This window comes from Bacillus halotolerans, assembly GCF_004006435.1.
In the GTDB taxonomy this organism is placed as follows: Bacteria; Bacillota; Bacilli; order Bacillales; family Bacillaceae; genus Bacillus; species Bacillus halotolerans.
This window is the reverse complement of record NZ_CP029364.1, coordinates 2,444,922-2,464,508: the sequence shown is the minus strand read 5'-3', so window position 1 is coordinate 2,464,508 and position 19,587 is coordinate 2,444,922. Positions and strand designations below refer to the sequence as shown.

General features: G+C 44.6%; 23 protein-coding genes. 1 reads left to right on the top strand and 22 read right to left on the bottom strand.

What is annotated here, in order from left to right; genetic code table 11:
- Positions 1 to 34: 34 nt before the first annotated feature.
- The 6 genes from DIC78_RS12595 to DIC78_RS12570 form a co-directional block, all read right to left on the bottom strand.
- Positions 35 to 709 carry a vWA domain-containing protein gene (locus DIC78_RS12595; RefSeq protein ID WP_105954140.1) on the bottom strand — a complete coding sequence of 225 codons (675 nt, stop codon included), beginning with the start codon at positions 707 to 709 and terminating at the stop codon, positions 35 to 37.
- A 322-nt stretch (positions 710 to 1,031) separates the two neighbouring features.
- Positions 1,032 to 1,715, bottom strand: coding sequence for a vWA domain-containing protein (locus DIC78_RS12590; RefSeq protein ID WP_024123154.1), 684 nt, complete (start codon positions 1,713 to 1,715; stop codon positions 1,032 to 1,034).
- Positions 1,716 to 2,139: 424 nt separating this feature from the next.
- Entirely contained in the window at positions 2,140 to 3,171 is a 1,032-nt protein-coding gene (gene spoIID / locus DIC78_RS12585; protein ID WP_024123155.1) for a stage II sporulation protein D, read from the bottom strand.
- Between the two features lie 193 nt (positions 3,172 to 3,364).
- On the bottom strand, positions 3,365 to 4,675 hold the full coding sequence (murA, locus tag DIC78_RS12580) for a UDP-N-acetylglucosamine 1-carboxyvinyltransferase (RefSeq protein ID WP_024123156.1): 1,311 nt from the start codon (positions 4,673 to 4,675) through the stop codon (positions 3,365 to 3,367).
- A 33-nt stretch (positions 4,676 to 4,708) separates the two neighbouring features.
- Positions 4,709 to 5,449: a YwmB family TATA-box binding protein gene (locus DIC78_RS12575; RefSeq protein WP_106019715.1), complete on the bottom strand. Its 741-nt coding sequence runs from the start codon at positions 5,447 to 5,449 to the stop codon at positions 4,709 to 4,711.
- A gap of 142 nt (positions 5,450 to 5,591) precedes the next feature.
- Positions 5,592 to 5,822, bottom strand: coding sequence for a DUF1146 family protein (locus DIC78_RS12570; protein ID WP_024123158.1), 231 nt, complete (start codon positions 5,820 to 5,822; stop codon positions 5,592 to 5,594).
- A gap of 177 nt (positions 5,823 to 5,999) precedes the next feature.
- Between DIC78_RS12570 and DIC78_RS12565 the strand changes: the two genes are divergently transcribed.
- Complete coding sequence (locus tag DIC78_RS12565; RefSeq protein WP_127696391.1) at positions 6,000 to 6,473, top strand: hypothetical protein; 474 nt, start codon at positions 6,000 to 6,002, stop codon at positions 6,471 to 6,473.
- 33 nt (positions 6,474 to 6,506) lie between these two features.
- Here the strand turns inward: DIC78_RS12565 and DIC78_RS12560 are convergent, their stop codons facing one another.
- The 16 genes from DIC78_RS12560 to DIC78_RS12485 all read right to left on the bottom strand — a co-directional run bounded on the left by DIC78_RS12560 (position 6,507) and on the right by DIC78_RS12485 (position 19,444).
- Positions 6,507 to 6,905: a F0F1 ATP synthase subunit epsilon gene (locus DIC78_RS12560; protein WP_010332228.1), complete on the bottom strand. Its 399-nt coding sequence runs from the start codon at positions 6,903 to 6,905 to the stop codon at positions 6,507 to 6,509.
- A 23-nt stretch (positions 6,906 to 6,928) separates the two neighbouring features.
- Positions 6,929 to 8,350 carry a F0F1 ATP synthase subunit beta gene (gene atpD / locus DIC78_RS12555; protein ID WP_024123162.1) on the bottom strand — a complete coding sequence of 474 codons (1,422 nt, stop codon included), beginning with the start codon at positions 8,348 to 8,350 and terminating at the stop codon, positions 6,929 to 6,931.
- A gap of 25 nt (positions 8,351 to 8,375) precedes the next feature.
- On the bottom strand, positions 8,376 to 9,236 hold the full coding sequence (atpG, locus tag DIC78_RS12550; RefSeq protein WP_010332230.1) for an ATP synthase F1 subunit gamma: 861 nt from the start codon (positions 9,234 to 9,236) through the stop codon (positions 8,376 to 8,378).
- A 76-nt stretch (positions 9,237 to 9,312) separates the two neighbouring features.
- Positions 9,313 to 10,821: a F0F1 ATP synthase subunit alpha gene (atpA, locus tag DIC78_RS12545; protein ID WP_044159727.1), complete on the bottom strand. Its 1,509-nt coding sequence runs from the start codon at positions 10,819 to 10,821 to the stop codon at positions 9,313 to 9,315.
- A gap of 16 nt (positions 10,822 to 10,837) precedes the next feature.
- Positions 10,838 to 11,383: a F0F1 ATP synthase subunit delta gene (locus DIC78_RS12540; RefSeq protein ID WP_024123165.1), complete on the bottom strand. Its 546-nt coding sequence runs from the start codon at positions 11,381 to 11,383 to the stop codon at positions 10,838 to 10,840.
- Positions 11,380 to 11,892: a F0F1 ATP synthase subunit B gene (gene atpF, locus DIC78_RS12535; protein ID WP_024123166.1), complete on the bottom strand. Its 513-nt coding sequence runs from the start codon at positions 11,890 to 11,892 to the stop codon at positions 11,380 to 11,382. The genes DIC78_RS12540 and atpF overlap by 4 nt, the downstream gene beginning before the upstream one ends.
- Before the next feature lie 162 nt (positions 11,893 to 12,054).
- Complete coding sequence (gene atpE / locus DIC78_RS12530; protein ID WP_003151167.1) at positions 12,055 to 12,267, bottom strand: F0F1 ATP synthase subunit C; 213 nt, start codon at positions 12,265 to 12,267, stop codon at positions 12,055 to 12,057.
- 45 nt (positions 12,268 to 12,312) lie between these two features.
- Positions 12,313 to 13,047 carry a F0F1 ATP synthase subunit A gene (gene atpB, locus DIC78_RS12525; RefSeq protein WP_024123167.1) on the bottom strand — a complete coding sequence of 245 codons (735 nt, stop codon included), beginning with the start codon at positions 13,045 to 13,047 and terminating at the stop codon, positions 12,313 to 12,315.
- A gap of 7 nt (positions 13,048 to 13,054) precedes the next feature.
- Positions 13,055 to 13,438 carry an ATP synthase subunit I gene (gene atpI, locus DIC78_RS12520; RefSeq protein ID WP_010332235.1) on the bottom strand — a complete coding sequence of 128 codons (384 nt, stop codon included), beginning with the start codon at positions 13,436 to 13,438 and terminating at the stop codon, positions 13,055 to 13,057.
- Positions 13,439 to 13,859: 421 nt separating this feature from the next.
- Positions 13,860 to 14,489, bottom strand: a complete 630-nt coding sequence (gene upp / locus DIC78_RS12515; protein WP_003235778.1) for a uracil phosphoribosyltransferase — start codon at positions 14,487 to 14,489, stop codon at positions 13,860 to 13,862.
- A 134-nt stretch (positions 14,490 to 14,623) separates the two neighbouring features.
- Positions 14,624 to 15,871 carry a serine hydroxymethyltransferase gene (gene glyA / locus DIC78_RS12510; protein WP_044159736.1) on the bottom strand — a complete coding sequence of 416 codons (1,248 nt, stop codon included), beginning with the start codon at positions 15,869 to 15,871 and terminating at the stop codon, positions 14,624 to 14,626.
- Between the two features lie 208 nt (positions 15,872 to 16,079).
- Positions 16,080 to 16,622, bottom strand: a complete 543-nt coding sequence (locus tag DIC78_RS12505; protein WP_024123168.1) for a TIGR01440 family protein — start codon at positions 16,620 to 16,622, stop codon at positions 16,080 to 16,082.
- A gap of 12 nt (positions 16,623 to 16,634) precedes the next feature.
- Positions 16,635 to 17,084, bottom strand: coding sequence for a ribose 5-phosphate isomerase B (gene rpiB / locus DIC78_RS12500; protein WP_024123169.1), 450 nt, complete (start codon positions 17,082 to 17,084; stop codon positions 16,635 to 16,637).
- 157 nt (positions 17,085 to 17,241) lie between these two features.
- Positions 17,242 to 17,694 (bottom strand): low molecular weight protein arginine phosphatase, encoded by a 453-nt coding sequence (locus DIC78_RS12495; protein WP_024123170.1) that lies wholly within the window; start codon positions 17,692 to 17,694, stop codon positions 17,242 to 17,244.
- Positions 17,695 to 17,768: 74 nt separating this feature from the next.
- Positions 17,769 to 18,326: a manganese efflux pump MntP gene (locus tag DIC78_RS12490; RefSeq protein WP_101864878.1), complete on the bottom strand. Its 558-nt coding sequence runs from the start codon at positions 18,324 to 18,326 to the stop codon at positions 17,769 to 17,771.
- Between the two features lie 77 nt (positions 18,327 to 18,403).
- Complete coding sequence (locus tag DIC78_RS12485) at positions 18,404 to 19,444, bottom strand: L-threonylcarbamoyladenylate synthase (RefSeq protein WP_127696390.1); 1,041 nt, start codon at positions 19,442 to 19,444, stop codon at positions 18,404 to 18,406.
- Between the last annotated feature and the right edge of the window lie 143 nt (positions 19,445 to 19,587).

The following is a 19,587-nucleotide window of genomic DNA, read 5'->3' as shown; positions in this document are numbered from 1 at the left end:
AAAAAGGCGCCTGGGGGAGCGCCTTTTCATTCGGTTACTCAGTAAATTTTTGTGCTTCTTTTTCCCAGGCCTGCTCGAATTCTTCCGCGCTGTCAGCTGAAATATATTCTCCGCCGCCAGCAACAGCCGCCTGTTTCATTTCCGCGTTTCCTTTCACATCAAAGTTGAAGCCGATAATATTTACAATCGTATCTACATTCGCTTCACGAAGCTTTTCAATTTCATCAGCAGGATTTCCGCCGCATGTTTCTTCACCGTCAGTGATTAAATACACCACGTTTTTCCCGTCTGCATCAAACGCTTCAAATTCTTTTCTTGTATCAGAAAGCGCTTTGGCAATTGGTGTCCAGCCGGTCGGTTTGATGCCGCTTAATGAATGGTCAAAGAGCGTTCCTTCATATGGATGAAGGCCGTAAATCGTTTCTGTTGTGCTGCATGAAAGAGCCTTTCCGGAAAGTTTATTGTTTCCCGCATGTCCAAAGACGCGAAGCATCAGATTTGTATCCTCAGGAAGCAGCTCGGCAAAAGACTTTACAGATTTTTTGGCAATGTCTATCTTTCGTTCTCCTCCTGTTTTTTGAACCATACTTCCGCTTCCATCAAACAGGACAGCTACATTCGTGTCGGCTTTTTTCTCAGCGGCAAAAGACGGTGACGCAATGGAGACAGTCAACAGTCCAATAATACCGGCAGTCAGTAATTTTTTCATGTTCAACTTCCTTTCTTTCTCATATTTTCCAACCATTTGTTGGATTCTTCTTTATGCTAGAATATGAAACCACAAAATGATATAGGGCAAGCTGCCTTTTATCTCCCTTTCACTTTCTATTCAAAATCACCGGAAACCTCAATATTTTTTAGCCATTTTCACCCAAAAAATATAGAAAGAATGTGACACCATTCATTCTTTCTTCTCCGTGATCAGGAGAGAAAAGCTGAAATCTGCTACTATGCTACAGGCGGTCAGCTGCTTACTTTTGAACGTTTTGTTAAAAACAAAAAAGAGGCTGACCTTTCAGCCTCTTTTTTTCTTATTTAGATAACATCAGTGATTGCTGAGTGAAAATTTTCTCAACATCTTTTTGCGTATAAGCAGGGAAATATTCTCCGCCGCCGACTTTAGCAATTGCGTTCAGCTGGCCTTTATACCCTTCTTTATAGTCAAATCCAATGACATTTACTGTGATGTTGTCTTTATGAAGTTCTTTTGCTGTTTTGATCGGATTGCCGCCGCATGTTTCCTCACCGTCTGTTAGCAGGTAAACGACTTTTTCTCCTTTTGCATCAAGCTGATCGAAAGAAGATTTTGCCTCGTTCAGCGCTTTTGCGATCGGTGTCCAGCCAGTCGGCCCGATTGTGTTAAGAGAATTGAGGAAGCTCTGTTCGTTAAAGCTTTGGAAGCCGTATACGTTGCGAATGGCTTCGCATGATTGAACTTTTCCGGAATTCTTATTGTTTCCTTCTGAACCAAACACACTCATTTTCACTTGAGTGTCCGCAGGCAGTGAGCTTGCAAACTTTGAAATTTCTTTTTTGGCTGAATTAAATTTAGATACACCGTCTATTCTTTTCGCCATGCTTCCGCTGGCATCAAGCAAAACCGCCACGTTTGCCGGAGCTTCAGCCTTCGGTTCTGTTTTTTCAGCAGCAAAAGCAGGTGACGTCAGTCCAAATAGCAATCCTGTCATCATGATCAGTGAAAATCTTTTCTTCATGTTCGTGCCCCTTTTCAAGTTTGTTTCTGCGTGCAGATGTTCAACGCTGAACATAACTAATCGTAATCGACAAAAACAGAGAAATAAATAGGGCGGGCTTCCCCATTGCCGCTGTTTACTTTTGCATAGAAACCTTTGTTTTTATTAGTGATTTCCGCCTAACAGCAAAATGAAAAATCATGATTGTCAGCCTTTCGCCTTTCGTTATATGAGTCTGTCGAAGTCTGTCGATCAATGTGGATTACTTTACCACAATCTCAGTGTCAGCAAATATGAAAAAGGAACTGATTCCCTCATCATCATATAGGCTATAAAATACGCAGGAGGCCTTTAGAAGGTCTTTAACCGCTCTTACATAAAAATAGACTAAGGAACAGAATATACGCTTAAAAACGGCAAAAAAGACGCTTTATGAAGCGTCTTTTTATTTCTTCGCCATATATTTATTTAAAAACGAATCGGCGGTTGAAACCTGTGTTCCTTGATAATAGTACTTCACAATCTCATCAACTGTTTTGCCCTCTTTCGCCATAAAATTGGCTCCATACTGGCTCATTCCCACACCGTGTCCAAAGCCTTTTGTGGTAATGGTAATGGTGTCTCCGTTTCGTTTCCATTCAAAATCAGCTGAATTGAGGCCTAGCTTTTCGCGTATGTCCCTTCCTTTCAGCGTCTTGCCGTTAATGACGGCTGTTGCCACCTGATGGCCCGGTGTCTCTCCGGTAATTTTTCCGACTGTATTTGACCCATTCAGCTGGACGCCAAGCTTTTGTTCAAATTGCGCCACTGTAAAGGTTTTGGTGGCCTTATACTTCGGAGACTTTTTATCCCAAGAGCTTTTGACGCTTTTTAAATAAGGAATGGCACTTGTCCAATATGCTTCCGCATTTTCTGTATAACCGTTGCTTGTGGAGAAAAAGGAGGCTTCAATCGGCTGGTTGTTGTACGTTAAGATTTTGCCTTGCGTACTGGCAACCGCATCTGTGATTTTTTTCAGCTTTGCTTCATAATCTGCGCCCCACTGATTCTTCAGCTCCGCTTTGCTTTTGTACACCTGGAACATCTGAGTATCATCCACCAGCGAGCCTTTAGGGGCCTCTACTGCAGAATTTGAAACCATCAGTCTGACAATAAACGTTCTTGCGGCGAGAGCCTGAGCCTTCAGCGCTTCAGGTTCAAAGGTAGCCGGCATTTCGGAGGCGACGACTCCGATGACATACTCTTCAAGCGGAATATCTTCTACGGATTGATTGGCGGTTCGATAGACTGGAATAGAAACAGGCGATGCTTTCAATGTTTCCGCTCCTTTTGATTCTTGTATCGTGTTGACTGCTGTCTTTCCTGATTCTCCTCTGGCCCCGGCTTCTTTATTATGCTGAAACGGGATCACTAAGAGTGTGGGGACCAAGAGAATCAATGCACATAGTACGGATAGTGTGATTGCGAATTGTTTCATATTCAGCTGCCTCCTGCTCGGGATTCGACTCTAGTCTAGTCTATGGGCAGGGACAAGCTAATATGACTCTCCTTTTGGACAGAAACTTTATTTGTCATTTACGTATTCTTTTTTACTATTTTGCGCATAATGATGATAATACACTAAAAATAAAAAACCAGTATGCCAGAATGACATACTGATTTTCAATCCTTTATGCGTTTAAGTCTGAGACAACTTCTTTGCTTTCTTGCTCAGAAGCAGACTCATCGTTTACACGTTCGATGTCTGCGCCAAGACCGGCAAGCTTCTGATGGAAATCAACATAACCGCGGTCTAAGTGTTTCAGTTCAGTAACACGTGTATGACCTTCAGCCACTAACCCCGCAAGAATCAACGCTGCGCCTGCACGCAAGTCAGTAGCTGCAACTTCAGCTCCTTGAAGCTGTACAGGGCCGTTAATAATCACAGAACGACCTTCAATCTTGATATCACCATTCATACGGCGGAATTCTTCCGCATGCATAAAACGGTTTTCAAAAACAGTTTCCGTAATCATGCTTGTGCCGCTTGCACGAAGCAGAAGCGCCATCATTTGTGACTGCATATCAGTCGGGAATCCAGGGTGAGGCATTGTTTTAATGTCGATCGGTTTCAGTTCTTTCGGTCCGATCACACGAAGGCCTTCTCCTTCATCCTTAATCGTAACACCCATCTCTTCCATTTTTGCGATTAAAGAAGTGAGGTGTTCAGGAACCGCTCCTTTAACTAAAACATTTCCTTCAGTGATTGCAGCGGCAACCATGAATGTGCCCGCTTCAATACGGTCAGGTATAATATGGTGTCTTACGCCGTGAAGCTTGTCGACTCCTTCAATTTTAATGGTGCCGGTGCCCGCTCCGCGGATTTTTCCGCCCATGCCGTTGATATAGTTTGCTAAATCAACGATTTCAGGCTCTTTCGCCACGTTCTCAAGCGTTGTTGTTCCTTCAGCTAAAGCAGCTGCCATAATCAGGTTTTCTGTTGCTCCCACACTTGGGAAATCCAGATAGATTTTTGCGCCTTGCAGACGGCCTTTTACTTCAGCTTCAATGAAGCCATTACCGACTTTAATTTCTGCGCCCATTGCTTCAAAACCTTTTAAATGCTGGTCTATTGGTCTAGATCCAATTGCGCATCCGCCCGGAAGCGCTACTCTTGCATGACCTGTACGCGCAAGAAGCGGTCCCATGACAAGCACAGACGCACGCATTTTACGCACATATTCAAAAGGTGCTTCAGTTTGCAAAGCGTATGAAGCATTTACAGTGACTTCATTATTCTCAAAATGCACATCTGCTCCTAAATGACGCAACACTTCATTAATTGTATATACATCGGAGAGCGTAGGTACATCACAAATTACGCTTTTTTCTTCACTTGCTAATAAAGATGCAGCGATAACTGGTAAAACGGCATTTTTAGCGCCTTCAACTTTGACTGTGCCGTTTAACTTTTGACCGCCGCGGACGATGATTTTTTCCAAGGTATTCCCCTCCGCGTCCCTAAATTCTCTATATTAATATTCAGTCGTAACGATTGGTGTGCCAACCGTAACGATATGTTTTCCGCCCATTCCTGCACTTCTAAGTGCAATTTGCAAATTCATTTTATGTTCTGAGGTCATGATAGACTCTTTCCACTCATCTGTATACGCAGAAATAGAAACGAAACTTGGCTCAACTACATGTTCAACAGATCTTGCTTGAAATTCATTTAATAACTGATTTGCTTTTTTTTGCAAAACAATATTCATATTATCATCTAAATGACCATTTAGACAAGTAAAAATAACTACTTTTTCTTGGAATATCCCGAGTGCCTGCCGTTCAAACTGTTCATATGTATCATTCCAGCTAATCGGTGTCTCAAGACTCATTTGCTCATATAATAAATACGAAGTTGGGTTGTGTTTTTTGAGGGTTGTGACAAGCTGCAGTTTAAAAGAAGTATGATTTTTTTTGTCAGTATACGTGCCAATGGCCTTTACTATTTGGTCTTCCTGTGCAAGTGCCCAATTATATTGACGATACTCTGATTTTAAACGTTGCACTTTTTGATAAAATTCTTTTTCGGTCAGAGACATATTTTGTTTTGCATGCAAAGTCCACTTATCAATTGACACATTCTGGCGTTCCATTCCCTCTGCAATTTGTGCTAATGGCGTTAACTCACTCGCATGAATCGTATGGAAAACAGCAATGACGAAACTTAATACAACAGATACAATAATAGCATAGCTTACTTGTTTTTTCTTCATTATGATCTCTCCCCCTAATCTCCAGTTTTACCGGAGGCAAGGGGTGCCATACGTGGAATTCTTCGTCAAAACTCGCGTGATTACAGGAAGCGATTTAACCCGCTTCCCCAGCCATTCCCATGTTTTCGGCAATCAAAACCTATCAAAATAAATAGGGAAGCTGCTGTGAATAATTAAGGTAATCCAAAAAGAAGTTTCCGACAGTCGTTCCGATTGCAATGGTCAGCAAAATCATTAGAAGTCTTGCCTGCAGGACTTTGCCTTTTCTGATTAACGGATCAATATTGACGGCTTGAAGCGCCCACCAAGTGACCGCGATAAAAATCAAGTGAACGATAATGCCAATTGCAGCCTGCTGTCCCAATACGCTCATCTATACGCACTCCTTTCATCCATTCTCCGCTTTATACCCTTTCTTATTATATAAGAAGAAGAGATAAAGATGATACATTTTAAACAGAGCGGAATATTCATCCAAAACTAGGGCTAATCCCCGCTTAAACAGCGGCTCTTTTGCATGGTATACTTTTTTGGAAAGGAGCTGGCAATTATGAATCATTCATTTTTTCAGCCTGAAAAGCAATATGGTGAGGACTTGCCTGTATTTGAGCAGGAATGGGAAGCAATTGCATTCTATTATGATTATAGACAGTCACAGATTGAAGAACTGAATGAATTGTGTCAGTTTTATAACATTTCTCTCACCCAAACGAGAGAAAGCCTCGAAGAGCTTGAACATCTTTATTTTCAAAGCATACAAGAGCTTTTGCTTGCTGATTGGAATCTTCCTATTGAAGAATTTGAGAAGATGATCAGTGTTTATCTTATAGATTGTGTGATTGCCCATCACGAAGATGCCGAATGGATCGTAAAGCCTTATCCGTATACAGACGGGGCTTATACAATGGGCTTTAAAAAACACCGTAAATCATGGCATACCGTGAATTGCTGTGATCGTTTATACTTGCGTCAAAAAGAGAGTCAGCCGCTGCTGTCACTGTTTGATTCTCTTGTGCAGTCATAAAAAAATCCTTCTCATGAAGAGAAGGATTTTTTATTATTTCCCTGCTACATCCAATCTGTTCAAAGCCCGCTGTAATGCAAGCTCAGCCCGACGAATGTCAGTATCATCTGATTGAGAATTCAAACGCTCCTGCGCCCGCTGACGTGCAGCTTCTGCGCGCTCTTTATCGATGCCTTCCGCTGTCTCAGCAGTTTGGGCAAGGATGGTCACCTGATCAGGACGAACTTCTATAAATCCGCCGCTGACGGCAACCAATTCAGTCTGTCCGTCTTTTTTCAGACGAACAGCGCCGATTTTAAGAGGAGCCACGGTTGGAATATGACCTGGCAAAATACCGAGATCGCCGCTTTCGGCTCTCACACTCACCATTTCGATATTCGCATCGTATACTGGGCCGTCGGGAGTAACGATATTGACTTGAACGGTCTTCATGCTTTTACCCTCCTAGGACCAGTTTAAACTTCTACACCCATTTCTTTTGCTTTCTCAATAACTTCTTCGATACGGCCTACAAGACGGAACGCATCTTCAGGAAGATGGTCGTATTTGCCGGCTAAGATTTCTTTGAAACCTTGAACCGTTTCTTTTACAGGCACGTAAGAACCTTTTTGTCCAGTGAACTGTTCAGCCACGTGGAAGTTTTGAGAAAGGAAGAACTGAATGCGGCGTGCGCGTTGAACGACAAGTTTATCTTCGTCACTCAATTCATCCATACCGAGAATCGCAATGATATCTTGAAGCTCTTTGTATCGCTGAAGCGTTGATTGAACTTCACGGGCTACCGCATAATGCTCTTCTCCAACGATTTCTGGAGCAAGGGCGCGTGATGTAGAAGCCAACGGATCAACCGCAGGGTAGATACCCATCTCAGTTAACTTACGCTCAAGGTTTGTTGTCGCATCCAAGTGAGCGAACGTCGTTGCCGGCGCCGGGTCAGTGTAGTCATCGGCAGGCACGTAGATCGCCTGGATAGATGTAACGGATCCAACGTTTGTAGACGTGATACGCTCTTGAAGCTGACCCATTTCAGTTGCAAGCGTCGGCTGATAACCAACCGCAGAAGGCATACGGCCGAGAAGGGCAGAAACCTCTGAACCCGCTTGTGTGAAACGGAAGATGTTATCGATGAAGAACAGGACGTCCTGTCCTTGCTCATCACGGAAATGCTCAGCCATTGTAAGACCTGTCAGTGCAACACGCATACGTGCGCCCGGCGGCTCGTTCATTTGTCCGAATACCATGGCTGTTTTGTTGATTACGCCAGAGTCGCTCATCTCGTAGAAAAGGTCGTTCCCTTCACGAGTACGCTCTCCTACGCCGGCGAATACAGAGATACCGCCGTGCTCTTGCGCGATGTTGTTGATCAATTCCTGGATTAATACGGTTTTACCTACACCGGCACCGCCGAACAATCCAATCTTACCGCCCTTGATGTATGGAGCAAGCAAGTCAACAACTTTAATTCCTGTTTCAAGGATTTCAACTTCTGTTGAAAGCTGATCAAATGAAGGAGCCTGTCTGTGAATCGGGTCTTTCTTCGCATCCGCAGGAACCGGCTCATTTAAATCAATATTTTCTCCGAGTACGTTAAATACACGGCCGAGTGTCACATTACCAACCGGAACTGAAATCGGCGCTCCCATATCGACAGCTTCCATTCCGCGCTGAACGCCATCCGTAGATGCCATTGCGATTGTACGGACTGTGTCATCGCCTAAATGAAGAGCGACCTCAAGCGTCAAATCAATACCTACTTCGTTTTCACTTCCAGCCGGCTGTGAAATTTTAATCGCATTATATATTTCAGGTAAGTGACCGTCTTCAAAACGTACGTCGACAACTGGTCCTAATACCTGGCTAACGCGTCCTTTCTTCATCGCTATCCCTCCTGACAAAATCTTTCTATTCTAAAGCGGCTGCTCCGCCGACAATTTCCGTAATTTCTTGTGTGATCGCTGCTTGGCGAGCGCGGTTGTAAGAAAGCGAAAGTGAATCGATAAGATCCTTCGCATTGTCTGTCGCGTTTTTCATCGCCGTCATTCTTGCAGCATGTTCACTTGCTTTACTGTCAAGAAGCGCTCCGAAGATTAAGCTTTCTGCGTATTGAGGAAGCAAAACCTCCAGAACCTCCTCTTCAGACGGTTCAAATTCATAAGACGCCGTTCTTTTTCCGCCGCCGCCCAAATCAGATAGCGGCAGAAGTTTTTTCTCCGTCACTTCTTGAGAAATGGCGCTGACATAATGGTTATATACAAGGTGCAATTCATCAAATGCACCGTCTATAAACATTTGAATCGTTTGACGGGCAAGGTCCTTAATTTCTGAAAACGACACTTCGTCTCCAAGTCCTGTTAACTCAGAAATGATCGGAATGTCGCGTTTTTTAAAGAAATCACGGCCCACTCGTCCGATAACGATCACTGCATACTCATCCTTAGACTGATGACGTTCTTGAATGGCCTGATAAGCACTTCGTAAAACCGAACTGTTAAAAGCGCCAGCAAGACCGCGGTCAGATGTAATGACGAGGTATGCCGTCTTTTTCACTTCTCTGCTGAGAAGCATCGGATGTTTCGCGCTGCCGGATACTTTTCCGACATTTGATACAACCTCTTGGATCTTATCCATATATGGCACAAATGATTTTGCATTGTTTTCAGCACGATTCAGCTTAGCTGCAGATACCATCTGCATGGCTTTTGTAATCTGGCTCGTTTTTTTCGTTGACGTGATCCTTGACTTAATATCGCGTAATGAGGCCAAAGATTTCACCACCTTTTCTCTTCATTTGCGTAAAAAGAGAGAAAAAGAGAACCTTTTTCTCTCATCAGCATTCGAGTTAGTTGCTTGGTGCAAATGTGCGTTTGAAGCCTTCGATTGCAGCTGCGAAGTCTTCATCAGCAGGAAGGTTCCCTGTTTTCGCAATTCCGTCAAGCAGCTCTTTATGGTTTTGGTCAAGGTACATGTAGTACTCTTCTTCAAAACGTCTGATGTCCGCTACAGGAATATCATCAAGATATCCTTTTGTCAGCGCATAAAGAATGGCTACCTGTTTTTCAACCGGAAGCGGCTTGTTCAGATCCTGCTTCAGCACTTCAACTGTGCGCGCACCGCGGTTCAGTTTCGCCTGAGTCGCTTGGTCGAGGTCAGATCCGAATTGAGCGAATGCTTCCAGCTCACGGTATGATGCAAGATCAAGACGCAATGTTCCTGATACTTTTTTCATCGCTTTGATTTGCGCGGAACCGCCGACACGTGATACAGACAATCCGGCGTTGATCGCCGGGCGTACGCCTGAGAAGAACAAATCAGATTGCAGGAAGATCTGTCCGTCGGTGATGGAAATAACGTTTGTCGGGATATACGCTGAGATATCTCCGGCTTGAGTTTCTACGAACGGCAGAGCTGTAATTGATCCTGCGCCTTTCGCGTCGCTAAGCTTTGCTGCACGCTCAAGCAGACGGGAGTGAAGATAGAATACATCCCCCGGGAACGCTTCACGGCCTGGCGGACGGCGAAGAAGCAAGGACAGCTCACGGTAAGCAGCCGCTTGTTTAGAAAGATCATCGTATACAACAAGAACGTGCTTGCCATTGTACATAAATTCTTCTGCCATTGTAACCCCTGCATACGGAGCAAGGTACAGAAGCGGTGCCGGCTGTGACGCAGACGCCGTTACAACAATTGTATAATCAAGCGCGCCGTGCTTACGCAATGTTTCTACTACGCCGCGGACTGTAGATTCTTTTTGACCGATCGCTACATATACGCAGATCATGTCTTGGTCTTTTTGGTTTAAGATCGAATCGATCGCAACAGATGTTTTACCTGTTTGACGGTCACCGATGATCAGCTCACGCTGGCCGCGTCCGATCGGAATCAGTGCATCAATTGCTTTAATACCAGTTTGAAGCGGTTCATGAACGGATTTACGGTCCATGACACCAGGTGCCTGGCTTTCGATCGGACGTGTTTTGCTTGTGAGGATCGGGCCAAGTCCGTCCACCGGCTGACCTAACGGGTTCACAATACGGCCGATTAATTCTTCACCGACAGGAACCTCCATGATGCGGCCTGTTCTTTTTACTTCGTCCCCTTCACGGATCTCTGTGTAAGGTCCTAAGATAACGATACCTACGTTTGATTCTTCAAGGTTTTGAGCCATACCCAAAACGCCGTTTGAAAATTCAACAAGTTCACCGGCCATACAATTGTCAAGACCGTGTACACGAGCGATACCGTCACCGACTTGGATGACTGTACCTACGTCATGAACTTCAATTTCAGATTGATAATTTTGTATTTGCTGTTTTATCAGCGTGCTAATCTCTTCAGCTTTGATGCTCACTTAGGTTTCACCCCTTCTATCGATTTTCCCCGGCAAGTTGACGTTCAATGCGCTGAAGCTTTCCGCTTACGCTGCCGTCAAAAATCCGGTTTCCAATGCGGACTTTAATGCCGCCTATTAAATCCGTCTGCACTTCATTTCTGATTCTCAGAGAAGCGACTCCGGCTTTTTTTGCAAACACTTGTGATAATGATGAAATTTCCGCATCCGTCAGCGGTTTAACTGAATATACAATTGCGTCTTCTGTTTGACGGGCCTCGTTTGCGAGTTTCACAAACTCATCTGTGAGATCAGGCACAATTGATGCCCGATGACGGTCAATCAAAAGAAAAATCGTATGGAGCACGGACTGTGATAAAGATCCAAAAGCGTTTTGGATGAGTTCTTTTTTCTTTGCGCCCGGCACCTTCGGATGGTTTAACACATCATTTAGCGCTTTTTCATTTTGAAATACTTCTTTTACAACTTTTAGCTCTTCTTCTACCTGATTGAGCTGAGAGGACTCATTGGCAATATCGAAAAGAGCTGATGCATATCGTTTAGAGACAGCTGATCCACTCATCGGCTTTCTCCTACCTCTTTAAGATAGTCCTGGATCAATTTCTCTTGAGCCTGTTCATCCAGTTCTTTTTCGATCACTTTCGACGCAATCATGACAGAAAGAGACGCTACTTGCTCACGGAGAGCAGAAACCGCCTGTTCTTTTTCCTTCACGATTTCAGTTCTGGCTGCTTCTTTCAGACGTTCAGATTCTGCACGCGCAGCCTGAATAATCTCTTCTTTTTGGTTCTCTCCCAGTTTCTTCGCGTTTTCGATAAGCGTTTGGGATTCCTGTCTTGCTTCTTTTAACATAGCGCGCTGCTCATCAATAAGCTGCTGCGCTTCTTTATTTTTTTCTTCAGCAGACGTAATTTCTCCAGCGATATGATCTTCACGCTGTTTCATTATGTTTAATAGCGGCCCTAAAGCGTATTTCTTCAGAAGCGCTAATAAAATTAACATAGCTAACAGTTGGAACAGGATATCTCCGCCGTTAAACGACAGTCCTAGTTCAAGTGGTAATTGAGACATCTACTACGGCAACTCCCTTCTGCAGGTTTTTCTTTGCTGATCCAGCAGCCGCACTTGTCTCTTTTCAGCCGGCAAGGCGGGATGCTTATCAGACATAAAGCAATGGCGAAGGTTCTCTTGGAATGATCTTCGCCATTTTTAGTTCATATAAGGCTTTTATGCTTAGCCAAAGAACGCTAAGAATGCGATAACGACAGCGATAATAGGAAGGGCCTCAACTAATGCGATACCCATGAACATAAGAGTTCTAAGTTCTTTACCTGCCTCCGGCTGACGGGCAATCCCCTCTACCGTACGTGAAACAATCAAACCGTTACCAATACCTGCACCAAGTGCGCCTAAACCAATTGCAATCGCAGCTGCTATTAAATTCATGAAAAAGTTCCTCCTTTAAAATGTTATCCGTTTGGATATAATGTTTTAATGATCATTACTGATTTTATGAGACATGTACACCATCGTCAGCATCGTAAAGATAAACGCCTGGATGGCACCTATAAATAAACTGAATGCCTGCCATGCCAGCATTGGCAGAATGGCACCGATTGTACCGACAAGTCCGAGAACCACGCTTTGCGAATAGAAGCTTGTCGCTAATCCCGCAAGCAGGCCGAGAAGAATCTCACCGGCGAAGATGTTACCATAAAGCCGCAAACCGAGAGTCAGCGTATTCGCAAACTCTTCTATGATTTTCATCGGGAGCATGAACGGAACAGGTCTTAAATACTCCTTGGAATATTCCTTGAGCCCTTTCATCTTTACACCATAATAATGGGTTAAAGCGACGACCATTACGGCAAGCGTTAATGTAATGGCAGGATCGGCTGTCGGAGATTTCCACCAGAGCTCATGTCCGATTGTGACAGAGAACGGCAGCCCCAGCATATTCGACACAAATATGTACATCAGCAATGTGACACCAAGTGCCAAGAAGTTAGCCCCTGTTTTCAAATCCATTGTACTGCCGATAATATTGCGGACAAAATCAACAATCCATTCCATAAAGTTCTGGGCTTTTCCGGGACGGATCGAAAGCGTTCTTGTGGTAAGGATGGCAATCAATAACACGATCACACTCGCCACAGTAATCATCAGAATGTTTGTCAGATTAAAAGTAAGTCCTAGAAATTCAATAGTTCTGTATTCATGATTCAAAGGGTTTTCACCTCTCTTCCATTGATGAACGTTTAAGCTGGATAAAGGAATCTATCATAATGACAGGATAAATTGTCATTAATCCAATAACTGTACTTGCCATATGAAAATGCTCGGGATATTTATAGGCGACAGCCGCAGCAAGAATCGCATTGCACCACCGCGCTGCGCTCCCAAGGGATCGTATGGACTTGCCTTTCGCAACGGCCCTGTCAAAAGCATTCATTCTTCTGACGAGCAGTAAAAAATTAAACAAACTGAAAACAGTTCCCAGAATAAGGCCTAAAAAAACGGTTTTATACGCTGTTAAACCATAACCCAGTACATACGCTGCCAAAATGAACAATAGATATTTTCGTTGTCTGCTAAATTGTAGCTTGGGATCGTCCATCAACTATCTGTCTCCTGATGAAAAAATAATGTATTTCTTGGATACGGCAAAATCAGCGGTTAACCCTAGTAGAAGACCTTTTTTGTCCGGCAAAACGGGCCTGTTCGAAAAAATCATTCATCCGCAAGCCTTGCAGGGATGCTGTTTCATTCGCTTGAATAAATCCTCATAAAACGGGTTTTCTGGGAGGATTTACATTGGGGATGAGGACTATAATGAAAGCTATGAAAACCTTCTCATAATACCCTCGTTTAGCATACAATAGCCCCTAACATGTGTCAATCTGTTTAAAGTTAAAAAACTTTTTATACTGTAAGCCTCCACAGAATGTTCACATTTTCACCTATAATTGTATAGAGATTCACCGAATAGCAAATAACTGGATAATAAAAAAGAAAACCCGTTGGCGGGTTTTCTTTTTTTATTTTGTTCCGAACATACGGTCTCCTGCGTCTCCGAGACCCGGAACAATATAACCTTTTTCATTTAATTTTTCATCAAGTGCCGCTATGTAAATATCCACGTCAGAATGATGCTTCTGCAATTCTTCCACACCTTCAGGCGCAGCTACGAGACACATGAAACGGATGTTTTTCGCACCGCGTTTTTTCAGGCTGTTAATCGCTTCAACCGCGGAACCGCCTGTGGCCAGCATCGGGTCAACCACGATGAATTCACGCTCTTCCACATCAGAAGGAAGCTTCACATAGTATTCCACGGGTTTTAAGGTTTCAGGATCACGGTACAGACCGACATGTCCCACTTTTGCCGCAGGGATCAGTTTCAAGATGCCTTCAACCATTCCTAAACCTGCTCTGAGAATAGGAACAACCCCGAGTTTTTTCCCTGAGATGACTTTCGATTTCGCAGTCTGAACCGGTGTGTTGATATCCACTTCCTCTAGAGGGAGATCACGGGTAATTTCAAACGCCATAAGCGTGGCTACTTCGTCTACAAGCTCTCTAAAATCCTTCGTGCCTGTCTCTACATTCCGAATATATGTCAGCTTGTGCTGAATTAAAGGATGATCAAATACATAAACCTTTCCCATACTGTGTTTCAGCTCCTTTTTTATTGTCCCATCGACAATTTCACACTTCTATTGATTCTACAAAAAAAGACATTGAGTTTCAAGGACATCGTCAAAAAACCCGCCGGGCATAAGCCCGAGCGGGTTTTTCAAACTTAGTAATCTAATTCTTTATATAGAGGGAACTTGCCAGTCAGAGCAGCTACGCGCTGTCTTGCTTCTTCAAGTTTTCCTTCATCTTCGTGATTTTTCAATGCAAGCGCAATGATGGCACCGACTTCATCCAATGCCTCTCCGTCAAAACCGCGGCTTGTCACAGCAGCTGTTCCGAGACGGATACCGCTTGTTACGAACGGTTTTTCAGGATCGTATGGAATCGCGTTTTTGTTTGATGTAATCCCGATTTCATCAAGCACATGCTCTGCAACCTTACCTGTCAGTCCGAGAGAACGAAGATCAACCAGGATGAGGTGGTTGTCAGTTCCGCCGGAAACGAGCTGAATGCCCTCTTTTGTTAATGATTCTGCAAGACGCTTCGCGTTTGAAATCACGTTTTGTGCGTATGTTTTGAAATCATCGCGCAATACTTCGCCGAATGAAACAGCTTTTGCGGCAATTACGTGCATCAGCGGTCCGCCTTGAATGCCAGGGAAGATGGACTTATCAATTTTCTTGCCGAACTCTTCACGGCAAAGGATCATACCGCCGCGAGGTCCGCGAAGTGTTTTATGTGTCGTTGTTGTAACGAAATCAGCGTAAGGAACCGGGTTTGGATGAAGGCCTGCCGCAACAAGTCCTGCGATATGCGCCATATCCACCATAAAGTAAGCGCCGACTTCATCAGCAATTTCACGGAATTTCTTAAAGTCGATTGTACGAGGATACGCACTTGCTCCTGCCACGATTAGCTTAGGCTTGTGAGCGAGGGCTTTTTCACGCACGTCATCGTAATCAATATGTTGAGTTTCTTTATCTACGCCGTACTCAACAAAGTTATATTGAACACCGCTGAAGTTAACTGGACTTCCGTGTGTTAAATGACCGCCGTGGGAGAGGTTCATCCCAAGTACAGTATCGCCTTGTTCCAAAATCGTGAAATAGACAGCCATGTTTGCTTGTGCGCCTGAATGAGGCTGAACGTTTACATGCTCCGCTCCAAAGATTTCCTTCGCGCGGTCACGAGCGATATCTTCAACGACATCGACGTGCTCACATCCGCCATAATAGCGTTTGCCAGGATATCCTTCAGCGTATTTGTTTGTTAAAACAGAACCTTGTGCTTCCATAACCGCTTCACTTACAAAGTTTTCAGAAGCAATCAATTCGATCTTAGTCTGTTGGCGTTCACGCTCATTTTTAATGGCGTTAAACACCTGTTCGTCTTGCGCAGGTAAATGTTTCATCAGCGAGATCCTCTCCTATCCGTATCCTGTTCTTTGTTTTTACCACCACTATTGTACATGGTTTTTTAGGCCGATGTAAAAGATTATTTTCAAAAAAACGAAAATTTTATTGGCAAAAACGAATATTTATAACTTAAATTTAATTTAAAGTTCGGAATTTATTTCAGCAGCGAAAATTAAAGAAAAGACTGGCCCATGCAGTCCTTTCTCATTCACACTCATAAACTGCCCGCATTCCGCCGATCAGCTTTGGCCGTGTGCGCGCCAATGTCACATGGGCAGCACCGAGACTGTTCTGAGAAATGCGTACAGGAACAGCAACCGGCTTTAAGTGCATGCCGATAAACGTATCGCCTATATCTATTCCGGCATCTGCCTGAATGGTTTCTACCAGAACAGGAGACTTCATTTGCTTAAACGCATAAGAAGCCATCGCCCCGCCCGCTTTTGGAACAGGTACAGCGGAAACGGCCGGAAGCCTGAACAGCTCGGCCGTTTCTTCCTCCACTACAAGCGCTCTGTTTAGATGCTCGCAGCATTGAAACGCCAGATGGATTCCCGTTTTTTCCTTCAGCTCTGCAAGTCCGCTGTAGATGCTTTCCGCGATGTCTGTACTGCCCGATGTGCCGATATGGCTGCCAGCCACTTCGCTTGTGCTGCAACCAAGGACAAAGAGCTGATTTTCTTTCAATCCCGCTTTGTCCTGAAACTCTGACAGCATCGTCTTCCACGTTTGTGTGATTTCACTCATTGAGCAGCACCCCTACAGGTTTTTCTCTTCATAGTCCGAGATTTTTCCGATGCGGGTTTGATGTCTTCCGCCAGTAAATTCAGTGGTCAGCCAGATTTTCGCAATTTCACGTGCCAAACCGGGTCCAATCACCCGCTCGCCCATCGCGAGGATATTAGTATCGTTATGTTCTCTCGTCGCCTTTGCACTAAATGTATCATGTGCCAGCGCACAGCGGATGCCTTTGACTTTATTTGCGGAAATGCTCATGCCAATGCCTGTCCCGCAAATTAAAATGCCTCTGTCCACTTCACCGTTTACTACTTTCTCGGCCACCGGAAAAGCATAGTCCGGATAATCGACAGATCCGCTGCCGCAGTCACAGCCCATATCAACATATTCAATTTGCAATTCGTCCATTAGATCTTTGATTTCGTTTCGAATGTGAACGCCGCCATGATCCGATGCTATGGCTACTTTCATCAGCTTATCCTCCCAGCGTGTGTGATGCGGCCCGCCCGCTTTGTTGACCGCGCAGCCTGTCCGCTCATTGATTCACACCATATCGATGTGCTTTTCACTATATTCTACTCCTTCACGCAGGATTTGCAAATGACCTGTCTGCAGATTCTCTGACAAGTTATTTGCCGTCATTTTTCAATCGTTCTGCCAGCTGCTGAAGAAGCTCTTCAAGCTCATCTCTCGTTTTTTTGTAGATCTCAATAGAGCCGCCAAACGGGTCTATAATATCGCCCCGGCTGCCTGTCACATATTCTTTTAGCGTAAACACTTTATCACGATAACGTTCGAATTGGCTGACGATAACCTGTTTGTGCTGGTGGGTCATTGCCAGAACCAAATCTGCCGATTCCATATGTGCTTCAGTTAATGGCGAAGAAACATGATTAAGGGCAATGCGCTTTTCAAAAAGCGCTTCAACCGCGTGAGGCGACGCTTTCCCGTTAGGTGAGGCAAATACGCCTGCCGAGCGGACGCTGACATCCAGCCCTTCCGCTTCTGCAATTGATTTAAAAAGCGCCTCAGCCATTGGACTGCGGCACGTATTTCCAGTACAGACAAAAATGATGTTCATGTCAGTCACCCCTTATTTTTTCTATTATATATGAAGAAAAAAGAAACGGCGACATCGTTTCTTTTCTTGGTATATTAAATTGGCAAAAGCAGCTTAAGGCCAAATACGATTAATATGGTCCCCCCGAGCGCTTCACTGTATGAGCCGAGCCAGGACTGCACTTGCTTTCCGATCAGCAGGCCCAGCCAAGTCAAAATCATGCTGAAAAGCCCAAACAGGGTAATGGTGAGAAGCGGATGCGAGCCGTATATTCCAAGGCTCAGACCGACGGAGAAACTATCGAGGCTGACGCCGACTGCAAATAACAATAAGCCAGGCCCAGCCGGTGACATCAAACGTTCTTCTGACTGTTTAAAAGATGCGATCACCATTTGAACACCGAGAACAAACAGCAGCGAACCCCCGATATATACGGCTACCATGCCGAGGAGCCCTGACAGCATATTTCCCGCCGCCATCCCTCCGAGAGGCATGATGACGTGAAAGAGACCGATAATGAATCCAATATAGATTATCTGCTTTTTTCTGAGTTTGACCATGCCCATTCCGAGGCCGACAGAAAAAGCATCCATACCTAAAGCAAACGCCATGATGCTTAAGGTAATCAGTTCGCCTATAAACATATCCGACATCACATGCATAACCCCCTTGGACACGCCCGCTTTTTTAGCCTATGCGTGTCCAAAAGGGGTTAGAACTTCTGACTGTGTCAGCGGATCATTCTTCCTCCGGCTGCTTTCATCAGCCTGTTCATAATAGCAAGTCCGACGCCTGTGTCAGGAAACGATTCTGCAATAATAAAATCAACCTTTTCTTCATCAAAACTGCGCAATGCATCATAAAGGGCTGCCGCTACTGTTTCAAGCTGATCTCTTCTGCCGCAGCTCTTCACATAGTCAGCCGAATAAAAATCCGCATTTTCTTCTGTCGTCAGGACGCCGACCCGTTTTCCGCCCTGCTGATATTCTTGAATAAGCGTTTGAATGCGCTCAGGGCTTCCTTCAGAAATAACAAGCGGCGCTGACGGCGCGTAATGTGTATATTTCATTCCCGGAGAAATCGGCTTCTCTTTTGGATCAGCAAGCCCTTTATCCACAAGAATCGGGCCGATTTCGGCTTCTATTTGTTCTTTTGTAATGCCGCCCGGACGAAGGAGCACAGGGATTTCTCCTGCACATGAAAGTACGGTTGATTCGACACCGATCCCCGTAGATCCCCCATCCATCATTCCAGCTATGCGGCCATCCAAGTCGTGAGCCACGTGTTCAGCCTTTGTCGGACTTGGTTTGCCCGATAAATTAGCACTCGGCGCTGCAATCGGGAGACCCGCGGCACGGATGAGTGCCAGAGCCAGCGGATGATCAGGCATTCTGATGGCCACTGTATCCAGCCCAGCCGTTACACGGGGTGACAGCGCACCAGGTTTACAAGGTAAAATCAGTGTAAGCGCCCCTGGCCAAAAGCGCTTCATTAATATTTTCGCCTTGTCTGGCGCCGGGCCTGTTAAACCGTCAAGCTGGCTGATATCCGCAATGTGGACAATCAGTGGATTATCACTCGGCCGCCCTTTCGCCTCATATATTTTTTTGACAGCATCTGTGCTTTTCGCATTTGCGCCGAGACCATATACCGTTTCTGTCGGAAACGCCACAACCTCATTTTCCCGGAGCAAAGCGGCTGCTTGTGCAATTTGTGGATCATTTGTGGATAACTCGTCCATTACATCCACAAACCATCTTTTCGTTTTCATTTCTGACCAAACTCCTTATTCACAACAATAAAACGATCGTTTTACGCGTGTAATCCTTTTGAAAGTATAAAAGATGTCCTGTAATAAAACAAGCGTTATCCACAAATTGTGGACAACGCATATAAAGAAGTGGATAAGTTTGT